The sequence below is a fragment of the Gordonia sp. L191 genome (assembly GCF_030077625.1).
In the GTDB taxonomy this organism is placed as follows: Bacteria; Actinomycetota; Actinomycetes; order Mycobacteriales; family Mycobacteriaceae; genus Gordonia; species Gordonia polyisoprenivorans_A.
In genome coordinates this window covers 4,410,835-4,436,875 of the sequence record NZ_CP125996.1, presented here as the reverse complement: position 1 = coordinate 4,436,875, position 26,041 = coordinate 4,410,835, and the positions used below count along the sequence as shown (strand labels likewise).

The 26,041-nt window shown below is 67.8% G+C and carries 25 protein-coding genes; 19 read left to right on the top strand and 6 right to left on the bottom strand.

The features are described from left to right. Positions 1 to 32 precede the first annotated feature (32 nt). From nth to QNM97_RS20120, 5 genes are read left to right on the top strand one after another with little or no spacing between them, the layout of a single operon-like run. Positions 33 to 851 (top strand): endonuclease III, encoded by an 819-nt coding sequence (nth, locus tag QNM97_RS20140; protein WP_502874939.1) that lies wholly within the window; start codon positions 33 to 35, stop codon positions 849 to 851. Beyond that, complete coding sequence (locus QNM97_RS20135) at positions 848 to 1,579, top strand: TlpA disulfide reductase family protein (RefSeq protein ID WP_283820025.1); 732 nt, start codon at positions 848 to 850, stop codon at positions 1,577 to 1,579. Before nth ends, QNM97_RS20135 begins: the two co-directional genes overlap by 4 nt. Further along, positions 1,576 to 2,415 carry an NUDIX hydrolase gene (locus tag QNM97_RS20130; protein ID WP_283820024.1) on the top strand — a complete coding sequence of 280 codons (840 nt, stop codon included), beginning with the start codon at positions 1,576 to 1,578 and terminating at the stop codon, positions 2,413 to 2,415. The genes QNM97_RS20135 and QNM97_RS20130 overlap by 4 nt, the downstream gene beginning before the upstream one ends. Further along, positions 2,412 to 3,605 carry a MarP family serine protease gene (locus QNM97_RS20125; RefSeq protein WP_208794008.1) on the top strand — a complete coding sequence of 398 codons (1,194 nt, stop codon included), beginning with the start codon at positions 2,412 to 2,414 and terminating at the stop codon, positions 3,603 to 3,605. The genes QNM97_RS20130 and QNM97_RS20125 overlap by 4 nt, the downstream gene beginning before the upstream one ends. Continuing rightward, the gene (locus QNM97_RS20120) at positions 3,602 to 4,042 is read left to right on the top strand and encodes a hypothetical protein (RefSeq protein ID WP_208794009.1); all 441 of its coding nucleotides are present in this window, start codon (positions 3,602 to 3,604) and stop codon (positions 4,040 to 4,042) included. The genes QNM97_RS20125 and QNM97_RS20120 overlap by 4 nt, the downstream gene beginning before the upstream one ends. Positions 4,043 to 4,100: 58 nt before the next feature. Here QNM97_RS20120 and QNM97_RS20115 read toward each other — a convergent pair whose 3' ends face one another. The 3 genes from QNM97_RS20115 to acs form a co-directional block, all read right to left on the bottom strand. Further along, the gene (locus tag QNM97_RS20115; protein ID WP_283820023.1) at positions 4,101 to 5,030 is read right to left on the bottom strand and encodes an alpha/beta fold hydrolase; all 930 of its coding nucleotides are present in this window, start codon (positions 5,028 to 5,030) and stop codon (positions 4,101 to 4,103) included. A 3-nt stretch (positions 5,031 to 5,033) separates the two neighbouring features. Beyond that, positions 5,034 to 5,594, bottom strand: a complete 561-nt coding sequence (locus QNM97_RS20110) for a phage holin family protein (RefSeq protein ID WP_283820022.1) — start codon at positions 5,592 to 5,594, stop codon at positions 5,034 to 5,036. A gap of 199 nt (positions 5,595 to 5,793) precedes the next feature. Next, complete coding sequence (gene acs, locus QNM97_RS20105; RefSeq protein ID WP_283820021.1) at positions 5,794 to 7,746, bottom strand: acetate--CoA ligase; 1,953 nt, start codon at positions 7,744 to 7,746, stop codon at positions 5,794 to 5,796. A 457-nt stretch (positions 7,747 to 8,203) separates the two neighbouring features. On the opposite strand from acs, the gene QNM97_RS20100 reads away from it, so the two are divergent. From QNM97_RS20100 to QNM97_RS20080, 5 genes are all read left to right on the top strand, one after another. After that, positions 8,204 to 9,802: a peptide ABC transporter substrate-binding protein gene (locus QNM97_RS20100; protein ID WP_283820020.1), complete on the top strand. Its 1,599-nt coding sequence runs from the start codon at positions 8,204 to 8,206 to the stop codon at positions 9,800 to 9,802. A 97-nt stretch (positions 9,803 to 9,899) separates the two neighbouring features. Continuing rightward, complete coding sequence (locus tag QNM97_RS20095) at positions 9,900 to 10,826, top strand: ABC transporter permease (RefSeq protein ID WP_283820019.1); 927 nt, start codon at positions 9,900 to 9,902, stop codon at positions 10,824 to 10,826. Continuing rightward, entirely contained in the window at positions 10,819 to 11,865 is a 1,047-nt protein-coding gene (locus QNM97_RS20090) for an ABC transporter permease (protein ID WP_283820018.1), read from the top strand. The genes QNM97_RS20095 and QNM97_RS20090 overlap by 8 nt, the downstream gene beginning before the upstream one ends. Further along, the gene (locus QNM97_RS20085) at positions 11,862 to 13,598 is read left to right on the top strand and encodes a dipeptide ABC transporter ATP-binding protein (protein WP_283820017.1); all 1,737 of its coding nucleotides are present in this window, start codon (positions 11,862 to 11,864) and stop codon (positions 13,596 to 13,598) included. The genes QNM97_RS20090 and QNM97_RS20085 overlap by 4 nt, the downstream gene beginning before the upstream one ends. 75 nt (positions 13,599 to 13,673) lie before the next feature. Beyond that, complete coding sequence (locus QNM97_RS20080) at positions 13,674 to 14,429, top strand: Fic family protein (RefSeq protein WP_283820016.1); 756 nt, start codon at positions 13,674 to 13,676, stop codon at positions 14,427 to 14,429. 542 nt (positions 14,430 to 14,971) lie between these two features. Here the strand turns inward: QNM97_RS20080 and QNM97_RS20075 are convergent. After that, positions 14,972 to 15,808 (bottom strand): HAD family hydrolase, encoded by an 837-nt coding sequence (locus QNM97_RS20075; RefSeq protein WP_283820015.1) that lies wholly within the window; start codon positions 15,806 to 15,808, stop codon positions 14,972 to 14,974. A gap of 469 nt (positions 15,809 to 16,277) precedes the next feature. Between QNM97_RS20075 and ssd the strand changes: the two genes are divergently transcribed. From ssd to QNM97_RS20040, 7 genes are all read left to right on the top strand, one after another. Then, complete coding sequence (gene ssd, locus QNM97_RS20070; RefSeq protein WP_283820014.1) at positions 16,278 to 17,408, top strand: septum site-determining protein Ssd; 1,131 nt, start codon at positions 16,278 to 16,280, stop codon at positions 17,406 to 17,408. Further along, positions 17,405 to 18,574, top strand: coding sequence for a TadA family conjugal transfer-associated ATPase (locus QNM97_RS20065; protein ID WP_208794020.1), 1,170 nt, complete (start codon positions 17,405 to 17,407; stop codon positions 18,572 to 18,574). Before ssd ends, QNM97_RS20065 begins: the two co-directional genes overlap by 4 nt. Then, the gene (locus QNM97_RS20060) at positions 18,571 to 19,401 is read left to right on the top strand and encodes a type II secretion system F family protein (protein ID WP_283820013.1); all 831 of its coding nucleotides are present in this window, start codon (positions 18,571 to 18,573) and stop codon (positions 19,399 to 19,401) included. The genes QNM97_RS20065 and QNM97_RS20060 overlap by 4 nt, the downstream gene beginning before the upstream one ends. A 28-nt stretch (positions 19,402 to 19,429) precedes the next feature. Then, entirely contained in the window at positions 19,430 to 20,062 is a 633-nt protein-coding gene (locus QNM97_RS20055) for a type II secretion system F family protein (RefSeq protein ID WP_283820012.1), read from the top strand. Between the two features lie 278 nt (positions 20,063 to 20,340). After that, positions 20,341 to 20,616, top strand: coding sequence for a DUF4244 domain-containing protein (locus tag QNM97_RS20050; RefSeq protein WP_208794023.1), 276 nt, complete (start codon positions 20,341 to 20,343; stop codon positions 20,614 to 20,616). Next, a complete protein-coding gene (locus QNM97_RS20045) occupies positions 20,616 to 21,029 on the top strand; it encodes a TadE family type IV pilus minor pilin (protein WP_283820011.1) in 414 nt (137 codons plus the stop codon). The genes QNM97_RS20050 and QNM97_RS20045 overlap by 1 nt, the downstream gene beginning before the upstream one ends. Positions 21,030 to 21,031: 2 nt before the next feature. Then, positions 21,032 to 21,397 carry an Rv3654c family TadE-like protein gene (locus QNM97_RS20040; RefSeq protein ID WP_283823261.1) on the top strand — a complete coding sequence of 122 codons (366 nt, stop codon included), beginning with the start codon at positions 21,032 to 21,034 and terminating at the stop codon, positions 21,395 to 21,397. A 21-nt stretch (positions 21,398 to 21,418) separates the two neighbouring features. On the opposite strand, the gene QNM97_RS20035 is transcribed toward QNM97_RS20040, so the two are convergent. After that, positions 21,419 to 22,000: a hypothetical protein gene (locus tag QNM97_RS20035; protein WP_208794025.1), complete on the bottom strand. Its 582-nt coding sequence runs from the start codon at positions 21,998 to 22,000 to the stop codon at positions 21,419 to 21,421. A gap of 143 nt (positions 22,001 to 22,143) precedes the next feature. Continuing rightward, the gene (locus QNM97_RS20030; RefSeq protein WP_283820010.1) at positions 22,144 to 24,504 is read right to left on the bottom strand and encodes a DEAD/DEAH box helicase; all 2,361 of its coding nucleotides are present in this window, start codon (positions 24,502 to 24,504) and stop codon (positions 22,144 to 22,146) included. Between the two features lie 406 nt (positions 24,505 to 24,910). Here QNM97_RS20030 and QNM97_RS20025 point away from each other — a divergent pair, with 406 nt between their 5' ends. Together QNM97_RS20025 and QNM97_RS20020 are read left to right on the top strand one after the other, a co-directional pair. Then, positions 24,911 to 25,114 carry a cold-shock protein gene (locus QNM97_RS20025; protein ID WP_004022110.1) on the top strand — a complete coding sequence of 68 codons (204 nt, stop codon included), beginning with the start codon at positions 24,911 to 24,913 and terminating at the stop codon, positions 25,112 to 25,114. A 157-nt stretch (positions 25,115 to 25,271) separates the two neighbouring features. Then, on the top strand, positions 25,272 to 25,865 hold the full coding sequence (locus QNM97_RS20020) for a hypothetical protein (protein WP_283820009.1): 594 nt from the start codon (positions 25,272 to 25,274) through the stop codon (positions 25,863 to 25,865). Positions 25,866 to 26,041 lie beyond the last annotated feature (176 nt).

Below are 26,041 nucleotides of genomic sequence, written 5' to 3'. Positions count from 1 at the left end.
CCCACGCCGCCGCGCATCGCTAACCTGGTCGGGTGAGCGCGCGCAAGCCGGCTGCATCGGCATCCGAGCCGAAGGCTGCATCGACAACCCAGCCGAGGTCGGGGAGGGGTTCGGGCACGAAGAAGGCCGAGACCCACCTCGGGTTGGTTCGTCGTGCCCGCCGGATGAATCGCACGCTGAAGGTGGCTTTCCCGCACGTCTATTGCGAGCTCGATTTCACCACTCCGCTGGAACTGTCGGTGGCCACCATCTTGTCGGCGCAATGCACCGACGTCCGCGTGAACCAGACCACCCCGGCGGTGTTCGCCCGCTACCGCACCGCACTGGACTATGCGCAGGCCGACCGCACCGAACTCGAGGAATTGATCCGCCCCACCGGCTTTTACCGGAACAAGACCAACTCGCTCATCGGGCTCGGTCAGGCGCTCGTGGAGCGCTTCGACGGCGAGGTGCCCCACACCCTGCCCGAGCTGGTGACGCTGCCCGGATTCGGCCGAAAGACCGCAAATGTGGTGTTGGGCAACGCGTTCGGGGTTCCCGGAATCACCGTCGACACCCACTTCGGTCGTCTGGTCCGGCGTTGGGAGTGGACCGAGGAGACCGATCCGGTCAAGGTCGAGCATGCCGTCGGCGAACTCATCGAGCGCAAGGAGTGGACCGATCTGTCCCACCGGGTGATCTTCCACGGCCGACGTGTCTGCCATGCGCGCAAGCCGGCGTGCGGGGTGTGCATCCTGGCCAAGGACTGTCCTTCGGCGGGTACCGGGCCAATGGACAAGACGGCCGCCGCGGCCCTGGTGAAGGGGCCCGAGACCGATCACCTGCTGGCGTTGGCGGGGATCACGTCGTGACCACCGACAATCTGCCGCCCGTGGAGAAGCCGACCCCGCCGGATCGCCGGCGGGGCTCTCGTTTCCCCCCGGCCGCGCGATGGACACTCGTGTTCTTCGTCGTGGTAATCGCCCTCGTCGTCGCGATCTGGCCGCGCGATTCGTCGACGGACGATGACGCCCAGCAGATCCGTCCGTCGGGTGCCGCCTCGGCCACCGACGTGCAGGTCGACGACGCGCAGTTGGCACAGGCCCGCGCCGACGCCGCGATCGCACCGTGTCCGCAGGTCGGCGGGCCCGCGCCGACCGGGGCCGCGGTGCTGGCCGGGGTACGGGCACCGTGTCTGTCGACCGGGGCGAGCTACGACCTCGGCGCCGGGACCGTCGGTAAACCTCTGGTCATCAACATGTGGGCGGTGTGGTGTCAGCCGTGCCGCGCGGAGCTTCCCGTGCTCGCCGACTACGCCGAGCGGGCCGGGTCGGCGGTGACGGTGCTGACCGTTCACGCACGCGAGGGCGCGGGTAGTCCGTACCTGGTGCTGCGGTTCCTCTCCGAGCTCGGGGTGCATCTGCCCGTCGTCCTCGACACCGACGGACAGGTCGCGGCCGCGCTACGGGCTCCCCGCGTGTTCCCGTCGACGATCATCCTGCGCGCCGACGGTTCCGTCGCGAAGGTCGCGCCGATGGTCTTCGAGAATCCACAGCAGATCGCCGACCAGGTCCGCATGGCGACCGGGGTCACCACGTGAGCACGAGTGATCCGACGCCGATCCCCGAACCCCACATCGGCCCGCTGGTGGCGCGTGAACGGATTCCGTCGTGGATGCACCGGCTCACCGACGACGTCGGCTCGGTGACCGAGATCGTGCTCAATCGTGGCGGTGACCGCACCCGATGGGCGGCGATGGTCAACCGGAACCGGCGCGCGGCCGCGGTGCTGGTGTTGTTCTCGGGGTCCTTCGACGCCGACCCCGACTATCCCGGTGGGCTGCCCGCCGACGCCGAGGTGCTGCTCACCGAGCGCGCGTCGACCCTGCGTCAACACAGCGGGCAGGTCGCCTTCCCCGGCGGCGGCTACGACCCGGGTGACGACTATCCGGTCGGCACCGCGCTGCGGGAGGCCGACGAGGAAACCGGCCTGGCGACCGAGGGGGTCGACGTGCTGGCGACCCTGCCCAGCTTCCCGGTCCCGCCGTCGGGTTTCGACGTCGTCCCGGTGATCGCCCACTGGCGCGAACCCGGTGAGGTGCGCGTCGTCGACGAAGGCGAGACCGCCCGCGTCGCCCGCGTCAGCATGCGTGAGCTCCTGGCACCGGAGAACCGATTCCAGGTGCGCCGATCGGTCCTCGGTGCCCGCGCCTATCAAGGTCCCGCGTTCTTCGTCGACGGACTGCTCGTCTGGGGTTTCACCGGCGGCCTGATCGCGGCGATCAGCGACGCCGCCGGGTGGGGGCCGGCCTGGGACACCGACGACGTCCGTCCGCTCGACGAGATGATCCGACGCGCCGGCAGCCGGCAGGAATCGGGTTTCCGTGCGGTGCACCCCGACCATCTGCGCGACGCCGACGGCCGGGGCGGCCGATGAGCGGTTCGACGTGGGTCGACATCATCGTCGTCGCGGTCGCCCTGATCGCCGCGATCAGTGGTTTCCGGCAGGGCGCGGTGGCCTCCGCGCTGGCCGTGCTCGGTGTGCTCCTCGGAGCCTTCGCCGGGATTCTGCTGGTGCCGCATGTGATCTCCCGGATCGACGATCCGACGATGCAGCTGGTGGCGGCCGTCGGGGTGCTCGTCGCGCTGGTGGTGATCGGCGAGATCGCCGGCATGATCCTCGGTCACGCCGCCCGCGGCGGCATCCGGTCACCGGAACTGCGGGCAATCGACAGCGGCGTCGGACTGGTGCTGCAGGCCCTCGCGGCGCTGGTGGCGATGTGGCTGATCGGCACCCTGCTGGCAAGTTCGCATTCGCAGGCGCTGACCAAGGCCGTCGACGGCTCCAAGGTGCTCGGCGCGGTCGATGATGCGGCGCCCGGGTGGCTGGCCGCGAAGCCGGTCGACGAGTTCCGCCGACTGCTCGAGGATTCCAAACTCGACGGCGTCATCCCCACCACCAACGCCGGCCAGGTCGCACCCCCCGACCCGGCGCTGCTGGACCTGCCGGTCGTCGCGCAGACCGAGCCGAGTGTGGTCAAGATCGAGGGCGAGGCACCGAACTGCCAGCAGGCCCTCGAGGGCAGCGGTTTCGTCGTCGGCCCGGATCTGATCATGACCAACGCGCACGTCGTCGCCGGGACCTCGACGCTGCAGGCCCAGCAGTCCGACGGCACCTCCTACGACGCCGACGTCGTGCTCTTCGACAGCGTCAACGACGTCGCGATCCTGCGGGTCGACGGCATCGACGCGCGGCCGTTGCGATTCGCCTCGAAGACCGCATCCACCGGCGACGACGCGATCGTCCTGGGATATCCGCAGGCCGGACCGTTCCAGAAGACCGCGGTGCGGGTACGCGACATGCGCCAGCTGCCGACCGCCAACATCTACCGCAACCGTCAGGTCACCCGCGAGGTGTACACGGTGCGCGGTGTGATCCGTCAGGGCAATTCCGGTGGGCCGATGCTCAATTCGGCCGGCGAGGTGCTCGGTGTGGTGTTCGCGACGTCGGAGAACGCCGCCGACGAGACCGGTTACGTACTCACCGCCGCTCTCGTGCAGAAGGACCTCGCCCGTGCCCAGGGCCGCTACGGGCGGGTCTCGACCGGGGCGTGTGTGCGCGAATGAGCGATGCACATGAGTCCCCCGACCCGGGCGCCGTCGACGACCACACCGCCGAGGTGGCCGGAAAGGTCACGGAGGCACTGGAATACATCGAGCGGGCGCGGGGTCATCTGTACGGCTTCCATCAGCTCGTCGGGCATGCCGACGCCCTGCTCGGGGAGGCGGTCGACGAGATGCGCGATGCCGGGTACACCGAACTCGCCGATCGGATCGAGACGGAGATGGTGGGCCGCAACGTGATCGAGGGTCGCTGGACCTTCCAGATCGTCGAGGAATTCGACGACGGCTATCACGCCGCGTTCACCGACACCGAGGCTCGGGTGCGCGCGGAACTGACCGGCGGGGTGCGTCACGTCCACGAGGCGCGGATGAAGGAACGGCGACGTACCCACGGACATCGCGACCACACCGCCGGCCCGGGTGATCCGGGCAGCAGGTGATCGGCGGCGCTCGGTGAGGCCTGCGCTCGGTGATCGGCGGCGCTCGGTGAGGTCTGGCTCAGGAGGTCAGCAGGCCGATCAGCGCGGCGTTGACCGCGTCCGGCTGTTCCTGATGGGCGAAGTGTCCGCTGTCGGGGATCTCCCGGACGTCGAGATGGTCCACCCACTCGCGGCTCTCGCGCATCGCGTGGTCGGTGATGTAGGGATCGTCGGCGCCGCGCAGCGCCAGCGCCGGGATGTGCAGTCTGCGGTGCATGAGACGCATGAACCGGATGCCGTCGGGCCGGAACTGCGACCGGAAGGCCCAGCGCTGGTATTCCAGACTCGAGTGCGCCACATAGGGAATCTGGATGGCCGAGCGGTTGAGTCCGACGGTCTGCGCGTAGTCGTCGGTGCCGCGCCAGGCGCTGCCCGCGCGTTGATCGAAATACCGTGCGATGAAGGCGCCGTCGCGGCGGGTCAAGCGTGCCTCGGCCGACCGTGGGAGCTGATTGCGCAGGAAGTTCGGGAGGAACGCCGTGCGTTGCGGTCCGCGCAGCAACACGTCGTGGCGCAGGGAACGCGGATGCGGTGACGCGATCACCGCGATGCGCGACACCGCGCGCGGGTGCAGGGTTGCCGTCGCCCAGCAGACCAAACCGCCGTCGGCGTGCCCGACCAGGGTTGCGTCGGTGTGCCCGAGTGCGCGGACGAGACCGTTGGTGTCACCGGCCAGCGTCCACCCGTCATAGCCACGAGGCGGTTTGTCGGTGTCGCCGTACCCGCGCAGGTCGACCGCCACGGCCCGATGACCGGCCTCGGTCAATGCGGTCAGCTGATGACGCCAACTCCACCAGAACTCGCCGAAACCGTGCAGCAGCAACACCAGTGGCCGATCCGCGATCGGCTCGTCGACCTCGACGGCATGAAACCGCAGGCCGTTCGCGCGGACGTCGAGATGCCGCCAGACGCCGGGGAGCCGAACGCTCGACGGGTCGGGCGCGGCCATCGCTCAGCCCTCGCGGGCGGGCGGGATTCGTGGGTGCTCGGCGGTGGCCGACGCGGTCGCGGCGGCGTCGTCGGGCACCGCGATCTTGGACCGATCGGCAACGGGCGGGCCCGACTTGGGCAGCACCGACGGGATCTCCTTGACGGTCTCGATGGTCTTCTTCGGACCGCGGATCTTCTTGAAGAACAGGTAACCGGCGATGGCGACCACGATGGTGATGACGACCAGCAATCCGAACACGATCAGGAACGCCGCCCAGCGCGGCAGCCATTCGCTGAGGAGTTCGGCGAGGAAGAAGAAAAAGAAGAAACTCGCATACAGTGCGGTCACCCCGGCCACGGCGAGCGCACCGGTGCCGGCCCCGGCCTTCTTGGCCTCCGCGACCAGCTCGGACTTGGCCAGCGCCACCTCGGAACGGACGAGCGTCGACACGCTCGCGGTCGCGTCCTTGACCAGGTTGCCGATGCTCGGCTCGCCCTGGGGCCCGAGGTCGGCGTCGGACAGGGGGATCGAGGGGACCGGACGTCCTCCTGGTGCAGACCGGCCGTTCTCGTTTCGGCTCACAGCATCCTCCGTATCTGGGGTATGGGGCATATGTTGCCATGTCGGCCGATCGAGGTGGTCAGTGCCGCCCGCGGGCGCGGCCTCGTCACCGACCGACGGGCAGGTGCCGACACACGAGATGCGCCACCGGGTTGGGGCACCCGGTGGCGCATCTCGCGGGCCGTGCAGCGCTTCTCGCCGCGGGCGAGCTCCGGCCCGATCAGGCCTTCTTAGCGCGGATCGCCTCGAAGACCGAGGGGTCGACGAGGGTGGAGGTGTCGCCGAGTTCGCGTCCCTCGGCGACGTCCTTGAGCAGGCGGCGCATGATCTTGCCCGAGCGTGTCTTGGGGAGTTCGGGTACGACGTTGATCTCGCGGGGTTTGGCGATCGGGGAGATCTCCACCGACACCTGTTGGCGCAGTTCGGCGATCAGCTCGTCGCCGGTGTTCTCGATGCCCTCGCGCAGGATGACGAAGGCGACGATGCCCTGGCCGGTGGTCTCGTCGGCGGCGCCGATGACCGCGGCTTCGGCGACGCCGGAGTGCCCGACGAGGGCGGATTCGACCTCGGCGGTGGAGATCCGGTGGCCGGAGACGTTCATGACGTCGTCGACGCGACCGAGCACCCACAGGGCGTGGTCGTCGTCGTAGCGGGCGCCGTCGCCGGCGAAGTACCAGCCGTGTTCGGCGAAGCGGGACCAGTAGGTCTCGCGGTAGCGTTCGTCGTCGCCCCAGATCCCGCGCAGCATCGACGGCCACGGCTTGTCGAGGACGAGGTAGCCCTGCTCGCCCGCGCCGACCGGGTTGGCGTCGTCGTCGACGATGGTCGCCGATATGCCGGGCAGCGGTGCCATCGCCGAGCCGGGTTTGGTGACGGTCACCCCGGGCAGCGGGCTGATCATGATCGCGCCGGTCTCGGTCTGCCACCAGGTGTCGACGATCGGCGCGGAGTTGCCGCCGATGACCTCGCGGTACCACTTCCACGCCTCGGGGTTGATCGGTTCGCCGACGCTGCCGAGCAGTCGCACCGAGCTCAGATCGTGGGCGTCGGGGATCTCCCGGCCCCACTTCATGAAGGTGCGGATCAGTGTCGGCGCGATGTAATAGATGGTGACGCCGTACTTTTCGATGATCTCGAAGTGGCGGTGTTCGTTGGGGGAGTTCGGGGTGCCCTCGTAGACGACCTCGGTCGCCCCGTTGGACAGCGGACCGTACACCAGGTAGGAGTGCCCGGTCACCCAGCCGATGTCGGCGCCACACCAGAAGACGTCGCGGCCTTCCTTGTGATCGAAGACGTAGTGGAAGGTGTAGGACGCCTGGGTGAGGTAGCCGCCCGAGGAGTGCACGATCCCCTTGGGCTTGCCGGTGGTGCCCGAGGTGTAGAGCAGAAACAGCGGGTGTTCGGCGTCGAAGGCCTCCGGGGTGTGCTCGGGGGACTGCTCGGCGACGGTGTCCTCCCACCAGACGTCGCGGCCGTCGACCCACGAGAGGTTCTCGTCGTGATTGGTGCGGCGCACCACGAGGACCTTCTCGACCGATTCCGCGGCGTCCGCGCCGGTGCCGAGGGCTTCGTCGACGGCGGTCTTCAGCGGTGCCGGCTTGCCGCGGCGGTACTGGCCGTCGGTGGTGATGACGAGTTTGGCCTGGGCGTCGTCGACGCGGGAACGCAGTGCGCCCGAGGAGAATCCGGCGAACACGACAGAGTGGGTCAGGCCCAGTCGCGCGCAGGCGAGCATGGAGATCAGTGCCTCGGGGACCATCGGCATGTAGATCGCCACCCGGTCTCCGGCGGTCAATCCGATCGCGGTGAAGTAGTTCGCGGCGCGGCTGACCTCGTCCTTGAGCTGGCTGTAGGTGATGTCGCGGTGATCGCCGGGCTCGCCGACCCAGTGGATCGCGACGCGATCACCCTTGCCCGCGGCGACATGGCGGTCGACGCAGTTGACCGAGACATTGAGCTTGCCGCCGACGAACCACTTGGCGAACGGGGCGTCCGACCAGTCGAGGACCTCCCCGAAATCGGTGTCCCATTCCAGCCGTCGCGCCTGCTCCGCCCAGAACTCCAGACGATCGGCCTCGGCCCGGTCGTACAGTTCGGCGGTGCCGTTGGCCTGCGCCGCGAACTCCTCCGACGGCGGGTAACCGGGAGTGGTGTCGGAAGCGGAAGTGGTCATCTGAGCTGGCCTTTCACTGGTCGGCAACAACATCGCGCGTGGCAGCCGCACGTGAGCCGGCTGCCACGAGATCCTCATTGTGAGGGTAGTCACGTTGGATACCCGTTGCAGGTGGCGGGGCGACAAAAGGTGTGCGCTCGTCGTCGAGCGGTCGGTTCTCGGGGGTCGGCGTACTCCGGCGTGGTCTCTGCGCGTTTTGCCGGATTGTTGGTTCGCAGCGCGAAGAAAAATGATTGTTCGGCGAGACGGCTCGTTGACTCGTGGGTATGGTTACCTCCCGGTCAGGTTGTTGACAGCTTCCGGCCACGATCCGGTAAGGATCGGGTTCGTCCACGTCCACGCGCGGTCCACGATGCTGCGCGTGCAAATGCAGAAGTCCGGCCGGAGGTGTAGTACAGCGCCTTCCGGCGTCGAATATTGCCGGTTACCACCGGCGTGCCTCGGAGGGCGATAGCGAGTGAAATTGAGGAAGATCTGGGTGGCGTTGGGTGCGGCCGTGGTGGCCGCCGGCGTCCTATCCGCATGCGGGAGTTCGTCGGACGACTCCAACGGTTACATCCGGGTGTACGGCGGTGAGCCGGAAACCGGTCTGATCACCACCACGACCAACGAGAACATCGGCGGCCGCGTCGTCGACGCGTTGTTCACCGGCCTGTATGCCTATGACGCACAGGGCAATCCGCGTCCGGCGATGGTCGACAAGCTGGAGACCACCGACAACAAGAACTACACCATCACCATCAAGAAGGGGTGGAAGTTCGACGACGGTACCGAGGTGAAGGCGCACAACTTCGTCGACGCCTGGAACTTCGGTGCCTACACGCCCAACGCCCAGAAGCAGCAGAGCTTCTTCGAGCCCATCGAGGGCTATGACCAGGTCGCCGCGGAGAATCCGACGGCCAAGACCATGTCCGGACTGAAGGTCGTCGACGACTACACGTTCACCGTGGCCCTCAAGCAGCCCAACATCGACTTCAAGCTCGGCCTCGGATTCACCCCGTTCAAGCCGCTGCCCGATGTCGCCTTCAAGGACATCAACGCCTTTGGTCAGAAGCCGATCGGCAACGGCCCCTACAAGTTCGTCGACTGGCAGCACAACCAGAAGATCGACGTCGAGGCCAAGGCGGACTATCCCGGTCCCGACAAGGCGAAGAACAAGGGCATCACCTTCGTCGCCTACCAGGACCCCGACGCCGCCTACAGTGACCTGCAGTCGGGCAACCTCGATGCGCTCGAGGTCATCCCCACCTCGGCGTTGCGCACTTACAAGAAGGATCTCGGGGAGTCGCAGGTCATCAACAAGCCCGTCGCCTATAACCTGACGATGACCATTCCGGAGACCTTGCCGCACTTTTCCGGTGAGGAGGGTCGCCTACGGCGACAGGCGATCTCGATGGCCATCAACCGTCCGCAGATCGCCCAGAACATCTTCGCCGGTACGAGGTCCCCGGCCCGCGACTTCACCTCGTCATCGCTGCCGGGATACGACGCCAATATCCCCGGCTCCGATGTGCTCGACTACAACGCCGCCAAGGCCAAGCAGTTGTGGGCGCAGGCCAATGCCATCGCCCCGTGGTCGGGCAGCTTCGTCATCGCCTCCAATTACGATGGCGGACACAAGGAGTGGATCGACGCGGCCTCCAATGACATCAAGAACACGCTGGGTATCGACGCGCACGGTGAGTCGGTGCCGACCTTCAAGCAGCTGCGCTCGGAAGTCAACGCGCGCACCATCAAGACCGCCTTCCGCACCGGCTGGCAGGGTGACTACCCGTCGATGCTGGAGTTCCTGTACCCGCTCTATGTGACCGGGGCCGGCTCCAACGACGGCGACTACTCCAACCCGCAGTTCGACGCGGCGATCAACAACGCGCTCGCGCAGCCGACCAACGATGCGGCCTACAAGGCGGCCAACGGCGCTCAGCAGATCCTGCTGCAGGACCTGCCGGCGATCCCGCTGTTCGACTACGTCTCCACGCTGGGTCTGGCCCAGGGGGTCAAGGGAACCATTACCTGGAACAACCTCCCCGACTACCCGAACCTGACCAAGGGCTGAGGCATCCCGCCCGTTCGGCGGGTACCGGTCGTCACCGCACGGTGATGACCGGTACTCCGTCGGGTGGGTCGATGCTGCGCACGAGAGACGAATTGACATGCTCTGGTACACAATCCGACGAGTTCTCCAGCTGATCCCGGTCTTCTTCGGGGCCACGCTGCTGCTCTACTTCATGGTGTTCAGCCTGCCGGGCGATCCGACCGCGGCGATGGGTGGCGGCAAACCGCTGACCCCTGCGGTCCGCGAGCAGATCCGGGAGCAGTATCACCTCAACGACGGCTTCTTCCAACAATATTGGCACTATCTGAGCGGCATCTTCACCGGTAACCTCGGCCTGTCCTTCTCCGGACGACCCGTTGCCGACGTGATGGCCCAAGCATTTCCGGTCACCATCCGGCTCGCCGTCTTCGCGCTGATCATCGAGGCCGTGTTCGGCATCCTGTTCGGCGTCATCGCCGGTCTGCGCCGCGGCGGATGGTTCGATGCCACGGTGCTGTTCGCGAGCCTGGTGGTCATCGCGGTCCCGATCTTCGTGATCGGCTTCATCGCCCAGTTCCTCTTCGGGGTGAAGTGGGGGATCGCACCGGTGACCGTCGGGGCCAACGACGACCTCGCACACCTGTGGTTACCGGCCTTCGTGCTGGCGTCGGCGTCGTTCGCCTACGTCTTACGATTGACCCGTAATTCGGTGGCGGAGAACTCTTCTGCCGACTTCGTGCGGACCGCGACGGCCAAGGGTGCCTCCCGTCCGCGGGTGGTGATCGTGCACATCCTGCGCAACTCGCTGATCCCGGTGATCACCTTCCTCGGCGTCGATCTCGGCGCACTGATGGCCGGTGCGGTGGTCACCGAGGGCATCTTCAACATCAACGGGATCGGTCAGACCATCTTCCGCAGTGTGAGTCTCGGTGAGGCACCAACGGTGGTGTCGATCGTCACCGTGCTCGTACTCATCTACCTCGTGGCGAATCTGGTCGTCGACCTGCTCTACGCCGTGATCGATCCGAGGATCCGCTATGCCTGACAGTTTCTTCCCACCCGAATCCGAGGCCGAGGTCCTGCGCTCGGACGCCGAAACCCTCGGCGAGAGCGACCCTTCAACCCTCGGCGAGAGCGACCCTTCGGGCCGTCCGTTGCCGGGCCAACATCGCTTCGTCGCCCCTGACGACGAGGTCGAGGTCCTCGATGCCGATCCGGTCCGCGACACCGGCGGCTCCGCCGGTTTCTGGAAGGGCGCCTGGTTGCAGTTGCGGACCAGTCCGACCTTCATCGTCGCCTCCGTCATGATCATCCTGGTGATTCTGATCTGCCTGTTCCCGTCGCTGTTCGCCCATCAGGACCCGCGTTACTGCCAGGGCGGCAACAGCCTGTTGCCGCCGAGTTCGTCGCATTGGTTCGGCACCGACCTGCAGGGCTGTGACATCTACGCACGCACCATCTTCGGGGCCCGCGACTCGGTGATCGTCGGCGTGTGCACCACGTTGCTGGTCTTCGTCGTCGGTGGTCTGATCGGGGTCCTCGCCGGCTATCTCGGCGGGTGGCTCGACGTCCTGCTGTCGCGCGTCACCGACGTCTTCTTCGCGCTGCCGCTGATCCTGGCCGCGATCGTGATCATGCAGATGTTCACCCACCGGACGGTGTGGACGGTGGTGGCGATCCTCGCCGTCTTCGGCTGGCCGCAGATCGCGCGCATCGCCCGCGGCGCGACCATATCGATCAAGAACAACGAATTCATCACCGCAGCCACATCGCTGGGAGCCTCTCGGCGGCGCATCGTGTTCTCGCACGTGGTGCCGAATGCACTCGGCCCGGTGATCGTCACCTGTACGGTGTCCCTCGGTGTGTTCATCGTGACCGAGGCGACGTTGTCCTACCTCGGCATCGGGCTGCCCGCCACGGCGGTCTCCTGGGGTATCGACATCGCCGCCGGTCAGAGTCTGCTGCGGTCGGGCAATCCGATCCTGCTGTATCCCGCAGGCGCACTTGCCCTCACGGTTCTGAGCTTCATGCTCATGGGTGATGCCCTGCGCGATTCGCTCGACCCGAAATCGAGGACACGATGACCGAACAACCCACCGCCGCCGAGACCGGCGACACCGCAGGCGCCGTCGCCCCGCTGTTGGAGATCCGGGACCTCGAGGTGTCCTTCGGGAGCGCGAAGAACCCGACGCGCGCGGTGTCGGGGGTGAATCTGCGCGTCTATCCCGGCCAAACCGTCGCCGTGGTCGGCGAATCCGGGTCGGGCAAGACCACCACCGCCAATGCGGTGCTCGACCTGTTGCCCGGAACGGGCCGGATCACCGGCGGCACCATCATGTTCGACGGCATGGATCTCACGACGGCGTCGAAGAGACAGATCGACCAGTTGCGAGGCACCGGAATCGGTCTGGTCCCCCAGGACCCGATGTCGAACCTGAACCCGTTGTGGAAGGTGGGATTCCAGGTTCGCGAGGCGATCGAGGTCAACAAGGTCGCCAAGGGGGCCGCCGCGAAGAAGCGCGCCGCGGAGGTCCTCGAAGAGGCGGGCATGTCCGACGCCGCGTCCCGGATGAATCAGTATCCCCACGAGTTCTCCGGGGGTATGCGTCAGCGCGCGCTCATCGCGATCGGTCTGGCGTGCCGTCCGAAACTCCTGGTCGCCGACGAACCCACCTCGGCCCTCGATGTGACGGTGCAACGACAGATCCTCGATCACCTCGACGGACTCACCGACGAACTCGGCACGGCGGTTCTGCTGATCACGCACGACCTCGGATTGGCCGCCGAGCGTGCCGACCACATCGTCGTCATGTATCGCGGCAAGGTCGTTGAATCGGGTCCGGCCACCGAGATCCTGCAGCATCCGCAGCACGCCTACACCCGGCGGCTCGTGCAGGCCGCACCCTCGCTGGTCGCCCGGCGCAGGATGCGGGCGACGACGACACCGCGCCCCGACGGGCCGGCTGCGGAGGCCGACGTCGTTGGGAACAGTTCGCCGACAACCGATTCCGATGCCCTTATCGTCGCCGACAAACTGGTGAAGGACTTCCCGGTCCGTGGCAAGGTGCCGTGGCGATCGACCCCGTTCCGCGCGGTCGACGACGTCGGCTTCGCGGTGCCGCGCGGCACCACCACCGCGATCGTCGGGGAGTCCGGATCGGGTAAGTCGACCGTCGCGCAGATGGTGCTCGGCCTGCTGGCGCCGACGTCGGGTCGTGTCGAGTTCGACGGCACCGACGTCTCGACGGTCCGTGGCCGCTCGGCGCTGGCGCTGCGGCGTCGTATCCAGCCGGTGTTCCAGAATCCCTACGGCTCCATCGACCCGATGTTCTCGATCTACCGGGTGATCGAGGAGCCGTTGCGGGTGCACAAGATCGGTGACAAGGCCTCGCGGGAGAAGCGGGTGCGTGAACTGCTCGATCGGGTCGCGCTCCCGGCGTCGGCGATGCATCGCTACCCCAACGAACTCTCCGGTGGGCAGCGCCAGCGCGCGGCGATCGCGCGCGCGTTGGCCCTCGAGCCGGAGGTCGTGGTGTGCGACGAGGCGGTCTCGGCGCTCGACGTGCTGGTCCAGGATCAGATCCTGACCCTGCTCGATCACCTACAGAGCGAGATGGGGTTGACCTATCTGTTCATCACCCACGACCTCGCGGTGGTCCGCCAGATCGCCGACGACGTGCTGGTGATGGAGAAGGGACGCGTCGTCGAACACAGTTCGGCCGACGAGATCTTCGCCGCGCCGCGCGAGGAGTACACGCGAGCGTTGCTCGAGGCGATCCCCGGCCGGTCGATCCCCCTCGGGGGCGGCGTGGCCTGACGGCCGCCATCGCCGACGCTCGCCCACGCGACAGCCCGGGCGGGTCGCTCCGGCGGTGCGGATTATGGTGTTCGGATGACCTCCGACCCGCTCGCACCGCTCGCCGACCTGCCCGGGGTGGCCGCCGCGGCCGACGCCGCACGCGACGCGCTGGGCGCGGTGCACCGGCATCCGGCGAACCTGCGCGGCTGGGACAAGACGGCCACCGAGGCGTCCTGGCGAGCCGGACGGTCATCGGCGGCCATCGACGGCGGTAGCGTCGAGCTGCGTCGTGACGGCGACTTCGACGACCCGGTCCTCGCCGGCGCCATGCGCGTGGCCCAGGCACTTGACGGTGATTCGCTGGAAAGCCTCACCTCGGTGTTCCGGCGTGCTCCCGCACAGGCCTTCGCGCGATTGCACATGCTCGCCGCCGCCGATCTCATCGATGATCCCGACGAACTCGGCCGCCCGCGCGCCGATGCCGACGTCGCGACCCGCCTGGACCTGCTCAGCCAGTTGATCACCGGCGGCACCAGGGTGGGTGCGCCGGTCCTCGCGGCCGTCGTCCACGGGGAATTACTGAGCCTGAACGCCTTTCGATCCGCCAACGGGATCGTCGCCCGTGCTGCGTCGCGGTTGGTGTGTACGTCGTCGGGTCTTGATCCGCACAATCTCGGCGTCCCCGAGGTGACATGGCTGCGGCGGGTCGCCGACTATCGCGTCCTGGCGGAGGCCTTCGGCACCGGCCGTGCCGAAGCGCTGGGGGAGTGGATCGTCTTCTGTTGCGAGGCGCTCACCGCCGGTGCGGCGGAAGCGAAGTCGATCGCCGACGCCGCACGGGCCGGCTGACCGGGCGGTACAACACCGGGGTCACGCAACACTGGGCCCATACAACATTGGGCTCACACAACACTGCGGGCGGCGATCCGGTTCGAAAACCGGGTCGCCGCCCGCATAGCACGAACGAAAGCTACCAAGCGTGCTTGGTGGGTTGTGGGTACCGCCTCGGCGATTGACCACGGTCATCTGCCCGAATACCGTTCCGGCGCTGCCAATCTCGTCCCATCACGACGCCATCAGATGATGTCGTCGGCGCTGTCCGAGGGTCGGGGCGCTGCCGTCGAGGGTAGTCGTTCACATGGCCGCGATGTCGCAGGCGCACAACACTTGTGCCTTATGCGGCTCGCTCCGCGTGGGTACTTGCCGCTCGTGCTGGGAAGTGCTCGGAATGGGGGTCCGCTCCTTCTCTTCCGGGGCGAACTTTGCCTTCCGAGGTTCCGTATGACCTTTGTACACCGTGATCGCGATCACATCAAGACTCAAGCGTGTCAATGTTCGGTGGCGTTCACGTCACCGACGACTGGTGCACTGGTGCAACGGTTTACGGCATTTCAGAGGTGCAGTCCGACGCTCGCCGCGGCGGTGCGTCGAGGCCTGGTGAGACGGATTCCGACGCCGCATCCCACCGCGGCGCCGAGCCCCAGGGCCACCGCCGCGGCCAGCGCTGGCGCGCCGGCGAACGACGGGTCCGGATCGCGGTCGAAGTCGAGGATCGGCCAGCCGTTGTCCTCGGCGTGCCGGCGTAATTGCTTGTCGGGGTTCACCACCGTGGGCCGCCCGACGACCTCGAGCATCGGCAGATCGGTCACCGAATCCGAGTAGGCGTAGCAGAGGTCGAGATCGTAGCCGTGCTCCTGCGCGATCTGCAGGATGGCCGCGGCCTTCTGTTCGCCGTAGCAATAGAAATCGAGGTCGCCGGTGTAGTGGCCGTCGGTGATGTGCATCCGGCTGGCACGCACGTGATCGACGCCCAGCATGGCGCCGATCGGCTCGACCATCTCCTGCCCCGACGCCGATACCAGGGCGATGGCATGTCCCTTCTGCCGGTGCGCGTCGATGAGATCGACCGCACCGCTGTAGACGAGCGGCCGGACGACGTCGTCGATGGTTTCCGCGACGATCCGGTTCACCTCGGAGACATCCCAGCCCTGACACATCGTGGTGATGTGCCTGCGCAGCCGCTCGACGTGGTCGGCGTCGGCAGCCGAGCGGGCAAAGCTCAACTGGGTGACGGCCGAACGAAGCAGCGTGCGGGTGTCGAGCAGGCCCTCGGTGAAGAACTGGCGACTGAAGGCGAGGACCGACGATTTCGCGATGACGGTCTTGTCGAGATCGAAGAACGCGGCGACCGGCGGCGTCTGATGGACCCGCGGGCGCTCATCGCTCATTTCGGGCATCGTACTGGAGTTACGCGATGTTGTAAGTCGAGTTCGGCTATCCCGCTCGATGCGGGTCGAGGAGGCGGCGATTGCCGCTGTGTGTCATTCGTTCAGATCAACAAACCCGCAGGCAGTGAGACGAATTAACGATGTTGTGCCGGGTTTCGCGAGTTGTTTGCGAGTGTCGTACGAACGTGTATAGTCGTGAGTACCCGGTCTTCGGACCGGTGCCCTTCAGCCCGACCCCCCGGGGCTGAAGCGCGACGACCCCGGCCTCCTCCCCCCCCCCCCTGGCCGGGGTTGTCCTCTATCTGGAGCAAGTCAGCTCGCCGATTCCCCTATCGCCGTTGCCGTTCTCCCAAGCGCGTGGTGCCTTCCCGCGTGGTGCCTTCCACAGAACTCTCTGCGTCCACAGGCCGAGACCCTCCGCGCACGCGGACACAGAACGACGACGCCGGAATCGGCCACGATGGCGCTCATGACCGAAGCCCTCCTCGCCCTCGTCAACGACGATCTGCGTGATGACGTCGCCAGGTGCGCCGCGGCCGCAGGCTATCGGCTGATCCTCGGTGATCCCGCGACCTGTCGCGCCGAGTGGCTGCGGTCTCGTGCGGTCGTCGTCGATCCGCCCGCGGTGGGCGCATTGGCCTCGACGTCGGTGCCGCGCCGAGCCGGGGTGCTGCTGGTTGCCGACTCCGCGCCTCCCGCCGACGTCTGGCGTTCGGCGATGGATCTCGGCGCCGGCGACGCCGCCCTGTTGCCGGCCGACGAGGGGCATCTGGTGCGCGCGCTGACCGAGTTGCGTACGCCACGACGGGCCACCGGTGGCGGAGTCGCGCTGATGAGTGCGCACGGCGGGGCCGGGGCGTCGGTGCTGGCCGCCGCCGTGGCGACGGCAGCGGGTGAGGCCGGCGAGCAGGTGTTGCTGCTCGACGCGGACGACCTCGGTGGCGGTCTCGACCTCATTCTCGGCATCGAGGATCGGCCGGGGTTGCGATGGCCGGATCTGACGCTCGAGGGCGGTGCGGTCAACGGACTTGCGCTGCACCGCGCTCTGCCGCGAGTCGACGATCGGATCGCGGTGCTCACCGGCCGTCGCGACGACTCCCGCCCGGTTCACGCCGATGCGGTGCTCGCCACCATCGACGCCGGGCGCTCGCACGGTGATCTGGTGGTCGTCGACCTGCCCCGCGCCGACACCGACATCGTTCGCGGCGTGGTCGAATCGGTGGATCTCGTCGTCCTGGTGACCTCACCGACCGTTGTCGGCTGTGCCGCCGCCCGCCAGATCGCCGACCGGTTGCTCGCCGACGCCGCCGATCTCGCGCTCGTCGTGCGTGGTCCCTCGCCGGGCGGGCTGCGCGCCCCGCAGATCGCCGAGGCCGCCGACCTGCGATTGCTCGCCGCCTACCGACCGGACCCGCGACTGCCGGCGCGGCTGGAGAGCGGACGACCGGGGATCGGCGCGCGCAGTCCGTTGGGGCGCGCGGCACGAGCGGTGTACCGGGCCCTTGGCGTCGGTGTCGGTGGTGTCGGGGCCCAAGGTGTCGGGGCCCAAGGTGTCGGGGCGCTCGGTGTCGGGGCGCTCGGGACGGGGCGGACCGGATGAGCGCACACACCGACGAGGCGCTGCTGGATCGGGTGCGTTCCCGGTTGGCGGCCGACGCGGTGGAGCCGACGGCGGCGGTGATCGCCGACGCGATCCGCGCCGAGGCCGGTGGGGTGCTCGGCGACACCGATCTCCTCGCCGCGCTGCGATATCTGCAGACCGAGTTGACCGGCGCCGGCCGGCTCGAAGAACTTCTGGCCGAGCCGGGGATCGCCGACATCCTCGTCGTCGGGCCGCACCGGGTGTGGGTGGATCGGGGTGCAGGACTGGAACTCTCGGGGATCACCTTCGACGACGACGCCGCGGTTCGCAGGCTGGCCGGACGGCTGGCGTTGGGTGCCGGACGCCGACTCGACGACGCCCAGCCGTGGGTCGACGGGCAGTTGTCGAATGTCGGACGCCGGGGATACACAGTCCGCCTGCACGCGGTGATCCCCCCGTTGGCTGCCGACGGCACCTGTTTGTCGCTGCGCGTGCTGCGCAGTGCCGGTATGGGTTTCGATGCGATGGTGGCCTCCGGTGCGATTCCGGCAGAGGCGGCCGAGGTCGTGCGGGAGGTGCTGGGTGCCCGGTTGTCGTTCCTGATCATCGGCGGCACCGGGTCGGGCAAGACGACGCTTCTCGGTGCGCTGATCGGACAGATGGGCGCCGCCGAACGCGTCCTGTGCGTCGAGGATGCGCTCGAACTGACGCCGACCCACCCGCACGTCGTGCGACTGGTCGCGCGAACGGCGAATGTCGAAGGGGCGGGCGAGGTTGCGGTACGGGTACTGGTGCGCCAGGCGCTGCGGATGCGGCCCGATCGGATCATTCTCGGCGAGGTCCGGGGTGCGGAGGTGATCGACCTGCTGACCGCCCTGAACACCGGACACGACGGCAGTGGCGGCACCTTGCACGCCAACTCGACCGCCGAGGTGCCCGCCCGGATGGAGGCGCTCGCCGCCTTGGGCGGGATGGGCCGCGACGCCCTGCACAGCCAGCTCGCCGCGGCCGTCCACGTGGTCTTCGGCGTCGCCCGCAACGTCGACGGGACGCGTGGACTGTCCGAGATCGGTGTCCTGCGTCGCGGTGCCGATGGTCTGGTCACCGTCGTGCCGATCTGGTTGCGCAGTGCCGGATTCACCTCGCACCGAACTCTTTTCGACGAGATGGTCGCGACCCGATGACAGTGATCCTGTGTGCCGCGGCTTGCGCGGTGCTGTGGTCGGGTGCGCCGCGTGCCGCCCATCGTCTTCGCCCTCCGGTTGGGCGCAATCCGCAGGCCAGGGGAGTCGGGGTGCTCCGACGGCTCGTCGTGCCGATCGGGATCTGCGGTGCGCTGCTGGCCGGTGGCATCGCGGCGGCGGTCGCTGCGGGAATCGTGGCGGGCGTCCACATCTGGCGGGCCCATCGACGCCGTACCACCGAGCAGGTCGACGCGCGACGAGATGATCTGTTGACCGCGCTGTCGTTGATGATCGCCGAACTCTCGGTCGGTGCACCACCCGCCCATGCCTGTGCGGCCGCGGCGGCGGAGATGACGGCCATGGCCGGTGCCGGCGGGGAAGGCGTTACCGGACAGACGGATTCGGTGCCCGCAGCGCTGTCGATGCTGGCCGGCCGCGCCGAGCTCGGCGGCGGCATCCTGATCGACTCCGCGGCAACGCACGGCGACGACGAATCGTGGCAGCGTATCGCCGTGGCCTGGCAGACCTCGGAGACCCACGGGCTGCCGCTGGCCGATCTGCTGGGATCGGTCCGCTCGGATCTGTTGGCCCGCAAGGCCTTCGTCGAACGTACGCGGGCCGGAATGGCCGGCCCCCGGGCCACCGCGACCGTCCTGGCCGGACTACCGGTCCTGGGCATCGCCCTCGGGCAGGCCACCGGTGCGCAACCGCTGTCCACGCTGCTGGGCGGTGGGCTCGGTGGAATCCTGCTGATCGTGGGCACCGGTCTGGTCGCGGGCGGGCTGCTCTGGGCGGATCGCATCGCCGCGAAGGTGGTGGCCCCGTGAGCGGCGGTCTGCGCATGGGAGTGGCCCGGTGAAGGCCCTGGCCGTGCTCCTGGTGGCCCTCGCCTGCTGGATCTGGCCGGCCGCGCGATGGCGTCTCTACCGGGTGATCGATCTGCCCGCACCGCCCACGCGGGAACCACGATTCCTCGGGGTGAGTGACCGCGGGACGGACCCGTTCGCCACCGCGGCCGCACTGGACCTGCTCTCGGTGTGCCTACGTGCCGGACTACCTGTGGCACAGTCGATCCGGGTTGCAGCGTCGAGTGCGCCGCCGTCCCTGGCGCGGCCGTTGACCTCGACCGCAGAACTCCTCGAACTCGGCGCCGACCCGGACCGGGCCTGGGCTGCTCCCGAGGTGTCACCGGGTGCCCGACGACGTCGGCGGCGGGCGTCGTCGACCGACCTCGGCGCCGAATGTTTCGCGGATCTGACGATGCTCGCCCGACGATCGGCGCGAGCCGGGTCGGCACTCGCCGACGGGGTCGGCGAACTCGCCGAACACCTCCGCCGGCGTGCCCACGACGAAGCGCTGGCCCGCGCCGAGCGGGCCGGGGTGATGGTCAGCGGCCCATTGGGTTTGTGCTTCCTGCCGGCCTTCATCTGTCTGGGCATCGTGCCCGTGGTCATCGGCCTCGCGTCGCAGACCCTGGGAGATCTCTAGGGCGTGTCTCCCAATTCCCTTTGCGCGTCTTTGCGGCTCGATGGCCCCCTGGCGGCGTTGTCGTCGGTCACGATAGCTCCGCTATCGCTCCCCTTCGAGGCTCGTGCCTCGCACCTCAGGACGGCGCCTCCTCCGCCTTGCCAGGAAACCATCGACCTCGCAAATCCATCGGAGAGGAATTGGGAGACACGCCCTAGAAAAACTCGCGCCGGGAGGGAGCCAAATCGCCGCCCGCTGCGTCCAATTACCGCAACGTCCGAACCCCGAAAGGAAAAACCATGTCACACACCATGAATCAAAGCCCTCCCGACGATGCCGACCCCATCGAGAACCCACGCGGCGTTCCCGGCTTCCGCGCTGCGGGTGACTGGCTCAACGCCCAGACGTTGCGCCTGATCAGCGACGAGGAGGGAATGAGTACCGCCGAATACGCCATCGGCACCATCGCTGCCGCAGCATTCGGGGCGATCCTCTACACCGTCGTCACCGGCAACGACATCGTTTCCGCACTCACCGGGATCATCAACAAGGCCCTCAACACCTCGGTGAGCTGATGGGAGCGCGGCGTCGGGGCGTGGCGCGACGTGGCGTGCTGCGACGTGTCTTGGACGATGACGCGGGCATGGTCACCGTCGAGGCGGCGTATGCGATCGCCGCGATCGTGGCCGTCCTCATCCTGGGTGTCGGGGCGATCGGTGCGGTGATCGCCGAGATCCGGTGCACCGACGCCGCCCGTGAGGTCGCGCGGTTGACCGCGGCCGGTGACGCCGGGGCGCGGGCGGCCGGAGCCCGGCTGGTCGGCGCCGACGCGACCATCGCGGTGAGCGAGCAGGGCGGCAAGGTCGTCGTCTCGGTCTCCGACCGGGTGCTGTCGCTGCCCGGGCTGACGATGTCGGCCCGGGCGGTGGCGGCCAAGGAGCCGGACGGCTTTGATCAGGTCGACATCGCGCCGGGGGTGACGCCGTGAAAATGCTTGTGCGCCTTGCCCGTGACGATCGTGGTTACGCCACCGTCGCCGCGGCCGGGGTCATCGTCGGGGTGGTGTCGGTCCTGGTGATGCTGGTCTACGTCGGTGCGGCGGTGATCGCCCGGCACCGGGCGCAGTCGGCCGCCGACCTCGCGGCCCTCGCCGCGGCCATCGATCACGTCTCCAGTGACGGTGATGCGTGCGCAACCGCCCGGGAGGTGGTCGACGATCAGCGTTCGGGGGTGGTGCTGCGTCGGTGTCGGACCGACGGCGCCGACACCGTCGTCGAGGTAGGCGTGCCGATCACGCTGGGGCTCTTCGGTTCTCGTGATGCGTCGGCGGCGGCGCGGGCGGGTCCGGCGGAGTGAACAAACCAACCTCGAAGGGCCCTAACCGATGGCGTCGTCGCCGACGATGATCCGTTTCGGGTACACCCGTACCGAATGCATCGGCGCGAACCACACCTGACCGAAATACACCGACGTGTCACCCCGGTAGGCCAATTCCAGGACGCCGTCGCCGTACGCGGTGCGGATTCGCGGGCGCACCGCGCTGACGAACGGCGCCCAGTGCACCACCTCACCCTCGGTGAGGAAGCCGCCCGCAGCTGCCCAGGTGTCACCCGAGGAGCCCTCGGAAATCGCGAGGTACACCTCACCGAGCGACGGGCTGATCCGGGGCCCGACCATGGCGCTCTGCAGATACCACTGCGCGGTATCGGCCACGGCCGGGTTCTCCAGGCTGGCCGACGCCCACGCGAAGTGGATGTCGAGGGCGTCGAGTGCCTCGGCCTCGGAGAAGAACACGTCGCTCTCACCGATCGTCGACGGCATCCGGTCGGGTTCCTGGGTGGGGCGGGCGAGCAGGAAGTACACCGGGCACGGCCGCAGGATCGTGCCCTGCGCCCTGGTGTGCCCGGCGTCCCGGTCGAGCCCGGCTTCCCCGTCCTGCCCGGCATCGCTGTCCTGCATTGGTCGATTATCGCCGAGAAACGAGGGTTTGGTTCCCTCCGACACGGAATTCACCGAGACGCCTTGATGATTCACGTGGGCGAAGGCTACGCACCGGGGCGCTGACCTGCGTCGACGATGCTCGGACGGGCGCAGGTGGCGTCTCACCCTGCGAGCAACGCCGACAGCAGCGACAAGGTGGTGATGGCTCCGGCCTTGTCGAGGGGATCGTTTCCGTTGCCGCACTTGGGGGACTGCACGCACGACGGGCAGCCGCTCTCGCAGCCGCAGCCGGCGACGGCGTCGCGTGTGGCGGCGATCCAGGCGGCGAATTCGGTGTAGCCGCGCTCGGCGAACCCCGCGCCGCCCAGATAGCCGTCGTAGACGAACACCGTCGGCAGTCCGGTGTCGGGGTGCAGGTTGGTGGAGAGCCCACCGATGTCCCAGCGGTCGCACGTCGCGATCAGCGGCAGCAGACCGATGGCGGCGTGTTCGGCGGCGTGCAGCGAGCCGGGCAGGCGGGTCGCGTCGATCCCGTCGGCGGCGAGGACCTCCGGCGGCAGCGTGTACATCACCGCGCGGGTGTGCAGGGTCTGACGTGGCATGTCGAGTTCGACGGCGTCGAGCACCTCGCCGGAGAGCAGCGTACGGAGATAGCCGACGACCTGATGGGTGACGTCGACGTCGACCAGCGCTGTCCGCAACACCCCGTGATCGGTGGCGGCGACGACGTCGGTGATGGTGATCTCGGCGGTCTCCCGCGCCGAGGTCGTCCAGTCCGGCTCCTCGGGATGGGCGAGCGCCAGTCCGTCGTCGAGGTCGAGTTCGTCGACGACGTAGGTGCGGCCCTGATGGATGTGCACGGCCCCGGGATGCACGGTGGCCGGGGCGCGTCCGGCGTCGACGGTGCCGAGTAACTCCGAGGTGGTCGCGTCGACGATCAGGATCTGCCCGCCGATGCCGCCGCGAATGTCGATGTCGCCGTGCGGATCCACCCCGGGCGCGGCATACCAGCCGGCCTTGCGCCTGCGCAGCAGCCCCTGCGCCGCGAGGTCGGCGACCAGCTCGCCGGCGCGCCATTGCTCGATCTCGGCGTCCTGCAACGGGAATTCGGTTGCCGCACAGAGTAGGTGGGGGCCGAGGATGTAGCGATTGGTCGGGTCGATGACCGGCGCCTCCACCGGCGTGCCCAGCAATGCCCGCGGGTGATGGACCAGATAGGTGTCGAGCGGATCGTCGCGGGCGACGAGCACCACGAGCGCGTCGCCCGAGGTGCGCTGACGACCGGCACGCCCGGCCTGCTGCCAGAACGATGCGACGGTGCCCGGGTACCCGGCGATGATGACGGCGTCGAGGCCGCTGATGTCGACGCCGAGTTCGAGTGCGTTGGTGGTGGCCACGCCGACGAGTTCGCCGGAGGAGATGGCCTGTTCGAGCTTGCGCCGGTCCTCGGCGAGGTATCCGGCACGGTAGGCGGCTACCTTGTCGACCAGTTCGGGAGCGCTGTGCGCCAACAGATCACGGGCGCCGAGCGCGGTGATCTCCACTCCGCGCCGACTGCGTCCGAAGCACAGCGTGCGTGCGCCCTCGATGACGAAATCTGCGAGTAGTCTTGAGGATTCGGCGCCCGCGGACCTGCGGACCGGTGCACCGTTCTCGCCGCTGATCCCCGGCACGAAATCGGGCTCCCACAGGGCGATGGTGCGTTCGCCGCGCGGCGATCCGTCCTCGGTCACCCCGACCGCCGGTTCGCCGATGAGCCGGGATAGCGCAGCCGCCGGGTCGGCGACGGTCGCGCTCGCCGCGATCACCGTCGGATTCGATCCGCACGCACGTGCCAATCGCAACAACCGCCGCAGGACCAGCGCCGTGTGTGAACCGAACACCCCACGGTAGTGGTGACATTCGTCGATCACGATGTATCGCAGGTGCCGGAAGAACTGCCGCCACTGTCCGCGCACCGGGCCCGTCGACGAGCCACTCCCACCGGAGAGCACGCCGGTGAGTATCCCGATGTGCAACATGTCGGGGTTGGTGAAGATCCACCGGGAATGCGTGCGCGCCCAATGCCGTATGTCCGGATCGGTGTCGCCATCGTAGGCGCACGGTGCGAGGTGTGCAAAGGGTCCGCGGCCGGCGGTCAGTGCGGAGACAGCCCGGATCTGGTCGGCGCCTAGAGCTTTGGTGGGAGCCAAATACAGTGCGGTGGAGTGTGGTTCGGTGAGGAGTGTATTCAGGATCGGTAATTGGTAGGCCAGTGATTTCCCGGACGCGGTGCCGGTGGATATGGACACATGCCGACCCGAGTGTGCATGTTCGGCTGCTGCTGCCTGATGAATCCACGGTTTCGTGATGCCGTTTGCCTCGAATGCCTCGCGCACGTTCTCGTCGACCCATTCCGGCCAGTCGGTGAAAGTCGCTGTGCGCGATGGGATGACGGACAGGTGTGTGACAGGACCAGAGTCCGCTTCGGTACCGGCGAGGGAACGGCGGAGGAGTTCGGTTCCGAAGGTGTGCAGGCTCATAACTCTTTGTTGTCGTCTGTGTCGCGTGGAGTCGAATGTGGTTCTCGCGCTAAGCGACGGGAATTCGAGACCGGATCGATATGTGGCGCTCTGGCGTGACGCCCGCGCAGATGTTACCGCTTGATGTCAATCGGCTGTAATCGTCCACATTTTCGTTCCCACTGGTCCTGTGACTATCGCATCGGTGTCAGACGTGATTGACTATGTGCGGCCGCAGCTTCTTCCGATGCATCGTCACTGCGGTGATCGGGGGAATCGGGTTGCAGCCGTGGTACTGAGTTATTCCCTCACCGAACCGCGTCCACGGTTCACCGGGGTTTCTTCGAGGTATGGCGGTCAGAACCGGCCACGGTGCGAGTACATCTCGTATCGGAGTCAGATCGAATGAATGTGAAGGATTGCAGTAATGGCACAGGGAACTGTGAAGTGGTTCAACGCGGAAAAGGGCTTCGGCTTCATCGCTCCTGACGAGGGGTCCGACGACGTGTTCGTCCACTACTCCGAGATCCAGGGATCCGGTTTCCGCACCCTCGAAGAGAACCAGCGCGTCGAGTTCGAGGTCGGGCAGGGCACGAAGGGCCCACAGGCGACGGGCGTCCGCGCCGTCTGATAGGCGACCTCGCGGCAACGCGAAGAGTTTGTCTTGAACCGCTCCCGGTCTGGTCATCCAGACCGGGAGCGGTTTTCTCTGCCCGGCTCCGGAGTTCATCGCGACCCGGGTGGCGCGCGGGGCCACCGGTATCGCGCGGCGCAGTAGTCTCATAGCCGTGGGTCAGTTGGCGTTCTTCTCCGCGGAGACCGACGAACCGACGATCGACGACCTGGCGGGTCTGCTCGCCGGTCCCGGGCAGTCGGCGCCGGTGTATGCCTGGGCGGACCTGATCGGTACGCGCGTGTCGGTCGTCGTCGCCGAACTGTGGCGTGCCGATGCAATCGCCGAGCAGGTGCGGACGGTCGGTCTCGAGGCCGAGGTCATCACCTCCGACGAGGGCAATCCGCTGGCGCGCACCGCGCCGAGTCCGGATCTCGACGAATTGCACCGCCGCTGGTCGACGGGTGCGGTCAAGACGATGCCCGCCGCGTGGGTCCCGACACCGCATGCGTTGCGGTTCTGGGTACTGGCGGCCGGCCGCACCGACCCGACCGGACAGTATCTCCTCGGGCTCGACGCGCATTGCCCGGACTCGCATTCATTGCTCGCCACCGCATTGATGCGGGTCGGCATCGCTCCGACCCTCGTCGGCAACCGGATCGGGGCGCCCGCGCTGCGGGTGGGGCGTCGCCGACTGGCGCGGTTGGCCGAGTACGTCGGCCCGCCGCCGCCCGGTGCGTCGGCTCGCGAGTGGCCCGGTGCCGACTGATCGCCGAGACGCCCGCGCCCGTCGGGTCCCCGCATCGGGCCACGCCGATGACGCCAAAATGTGATGCATGCTTCACAGCCGTCTGACCAGGTGATTCCTTAAAAGAATGAGAGATGTCCGGTCCGTCGGGTATACCTTGCCGGGAATTCGGATGTGCAATAGGCGCTATCTATAAG

Coding starts and splice junctions, on each gene's coding strand:
- QNM97_RS20125 (WP_208794008.1), top strand. CDS start 2,412: ATGAGCGGTTCGACGTGGGTCGACATCATCGTCGTCGCGGTCGCCCTG.
- QNM97_RS20120 (WP_208794009.1), top strand. CDS start 3,602: ATGAGCGATGCACATGAGTCCCCCGACCCGGGCGCCGTCGACGACCAC.
- QNM97_RS20115 (WP_283820023.1), bottom strand. CDS start 5,030: ATGGCCGCGCCCGACCCGTCGAGCGTTCGGCTCCCCGGCGTCTGGCGG.
- acs (WP_283820021.1), bottom strand. CDS start 7,746: ATGACCACTTCCGCTTCCGACACCACTCCCGGTTACCCGCCGTCGGAG.
- QNM97_RS20095 (WP_283820019.1), top strand. CDS start 9,900: ATGCTCTGGTACACAATCCGACGAGTTCTCCAGCTGATCCCGGTCTTC.
- QNM97_RS20090 (WP_283820018.1), top strand. CDS start 10,819: ATGCCTGACAGTTTCTTCCCACCCGAATCCGAGGCCGAGGTCCTGCGC.
- QNM97_RS20085 (WP_283820017.1), top strand. CDS start 11,862: ATGACCGAACAACCCACCGCCGCCGAGACCGGCGACACCGCAGGCGCC.
- QNM97_RS20080 (WP_283820016.1), top strand. CDS start 13,674: ATGACCTCCGACCCGCTCGCACCGCTCGCCGACCTGCCCGGGGTGGCC.
- QNM97_RS20075 (WP_283820015.1), bottom strand. CDS start 15,808: ATGAGCGATGAGCGCCCGCGGGTCCATCAGACGCCGCCGGTCGCCGCG.
- ssd (WP_283820014.1), top strand. CDS start 16,278: ATGACCGAAGCCCTCCTCGCCCTCGTCAACGACGATCTGCGTGATGAC.
- QNM97_RS20065 (WP_208794020.1), top strand. CDS start 17,405: ATGAGCGCACACACCGACGAGGCGCTGCTGGATCGGGTGCGTTCCCGG.
- QNM97_RS20060 (WP_283820013.1), top strand. CDS start 18,571: ATGACAGTGATCCTGTGTGCCGCGGCTTGCGCGGTGCTGTGGTCGGGT.
- QNM97_RS20050 (WP_208794023.1), top strand. CDS start 20,341: ATGTCACACACCATGAATCAAAGCCCTCCCGACGATGCCGACCCCATC.
- QNM97_RS20045 (WP_283820011.1), top strand. CDS start 20,616: ATGGGAGCGCGGCGTCGGGGCGTGGCGCGACGTGGCGTGCTGCGACGT.
- QNM97_RS20040 (WP_283823261.1), top strand. CDS start 21,032: ATGCTTGTGCGCCTTGCCCGTGACGATCGTGGTTACGCCACCGTCGCC.
- QNM97_RS20035 (WP_208794025.1), bottom strand. CDS start 22,000: ATGCAGGACAGCGATGCCGGGCAGGACGGGGAAGCCGGGCTCGACCGG.
- QNM97_RS20030 (WP_283820010.1), bottom strand. CDS start 24,504: ATGAGCCTGCACACCTTCGGAACCGAACTCCTCCGCCGTTCCCTCGCC.
- QNM97_RS20025 (WP_004022110.1), top strand. CDS start 24,911: ATGGCACAGGGAACTGTGAAGTGGTTCAACGCGGAAAAGGGCTTCGGC.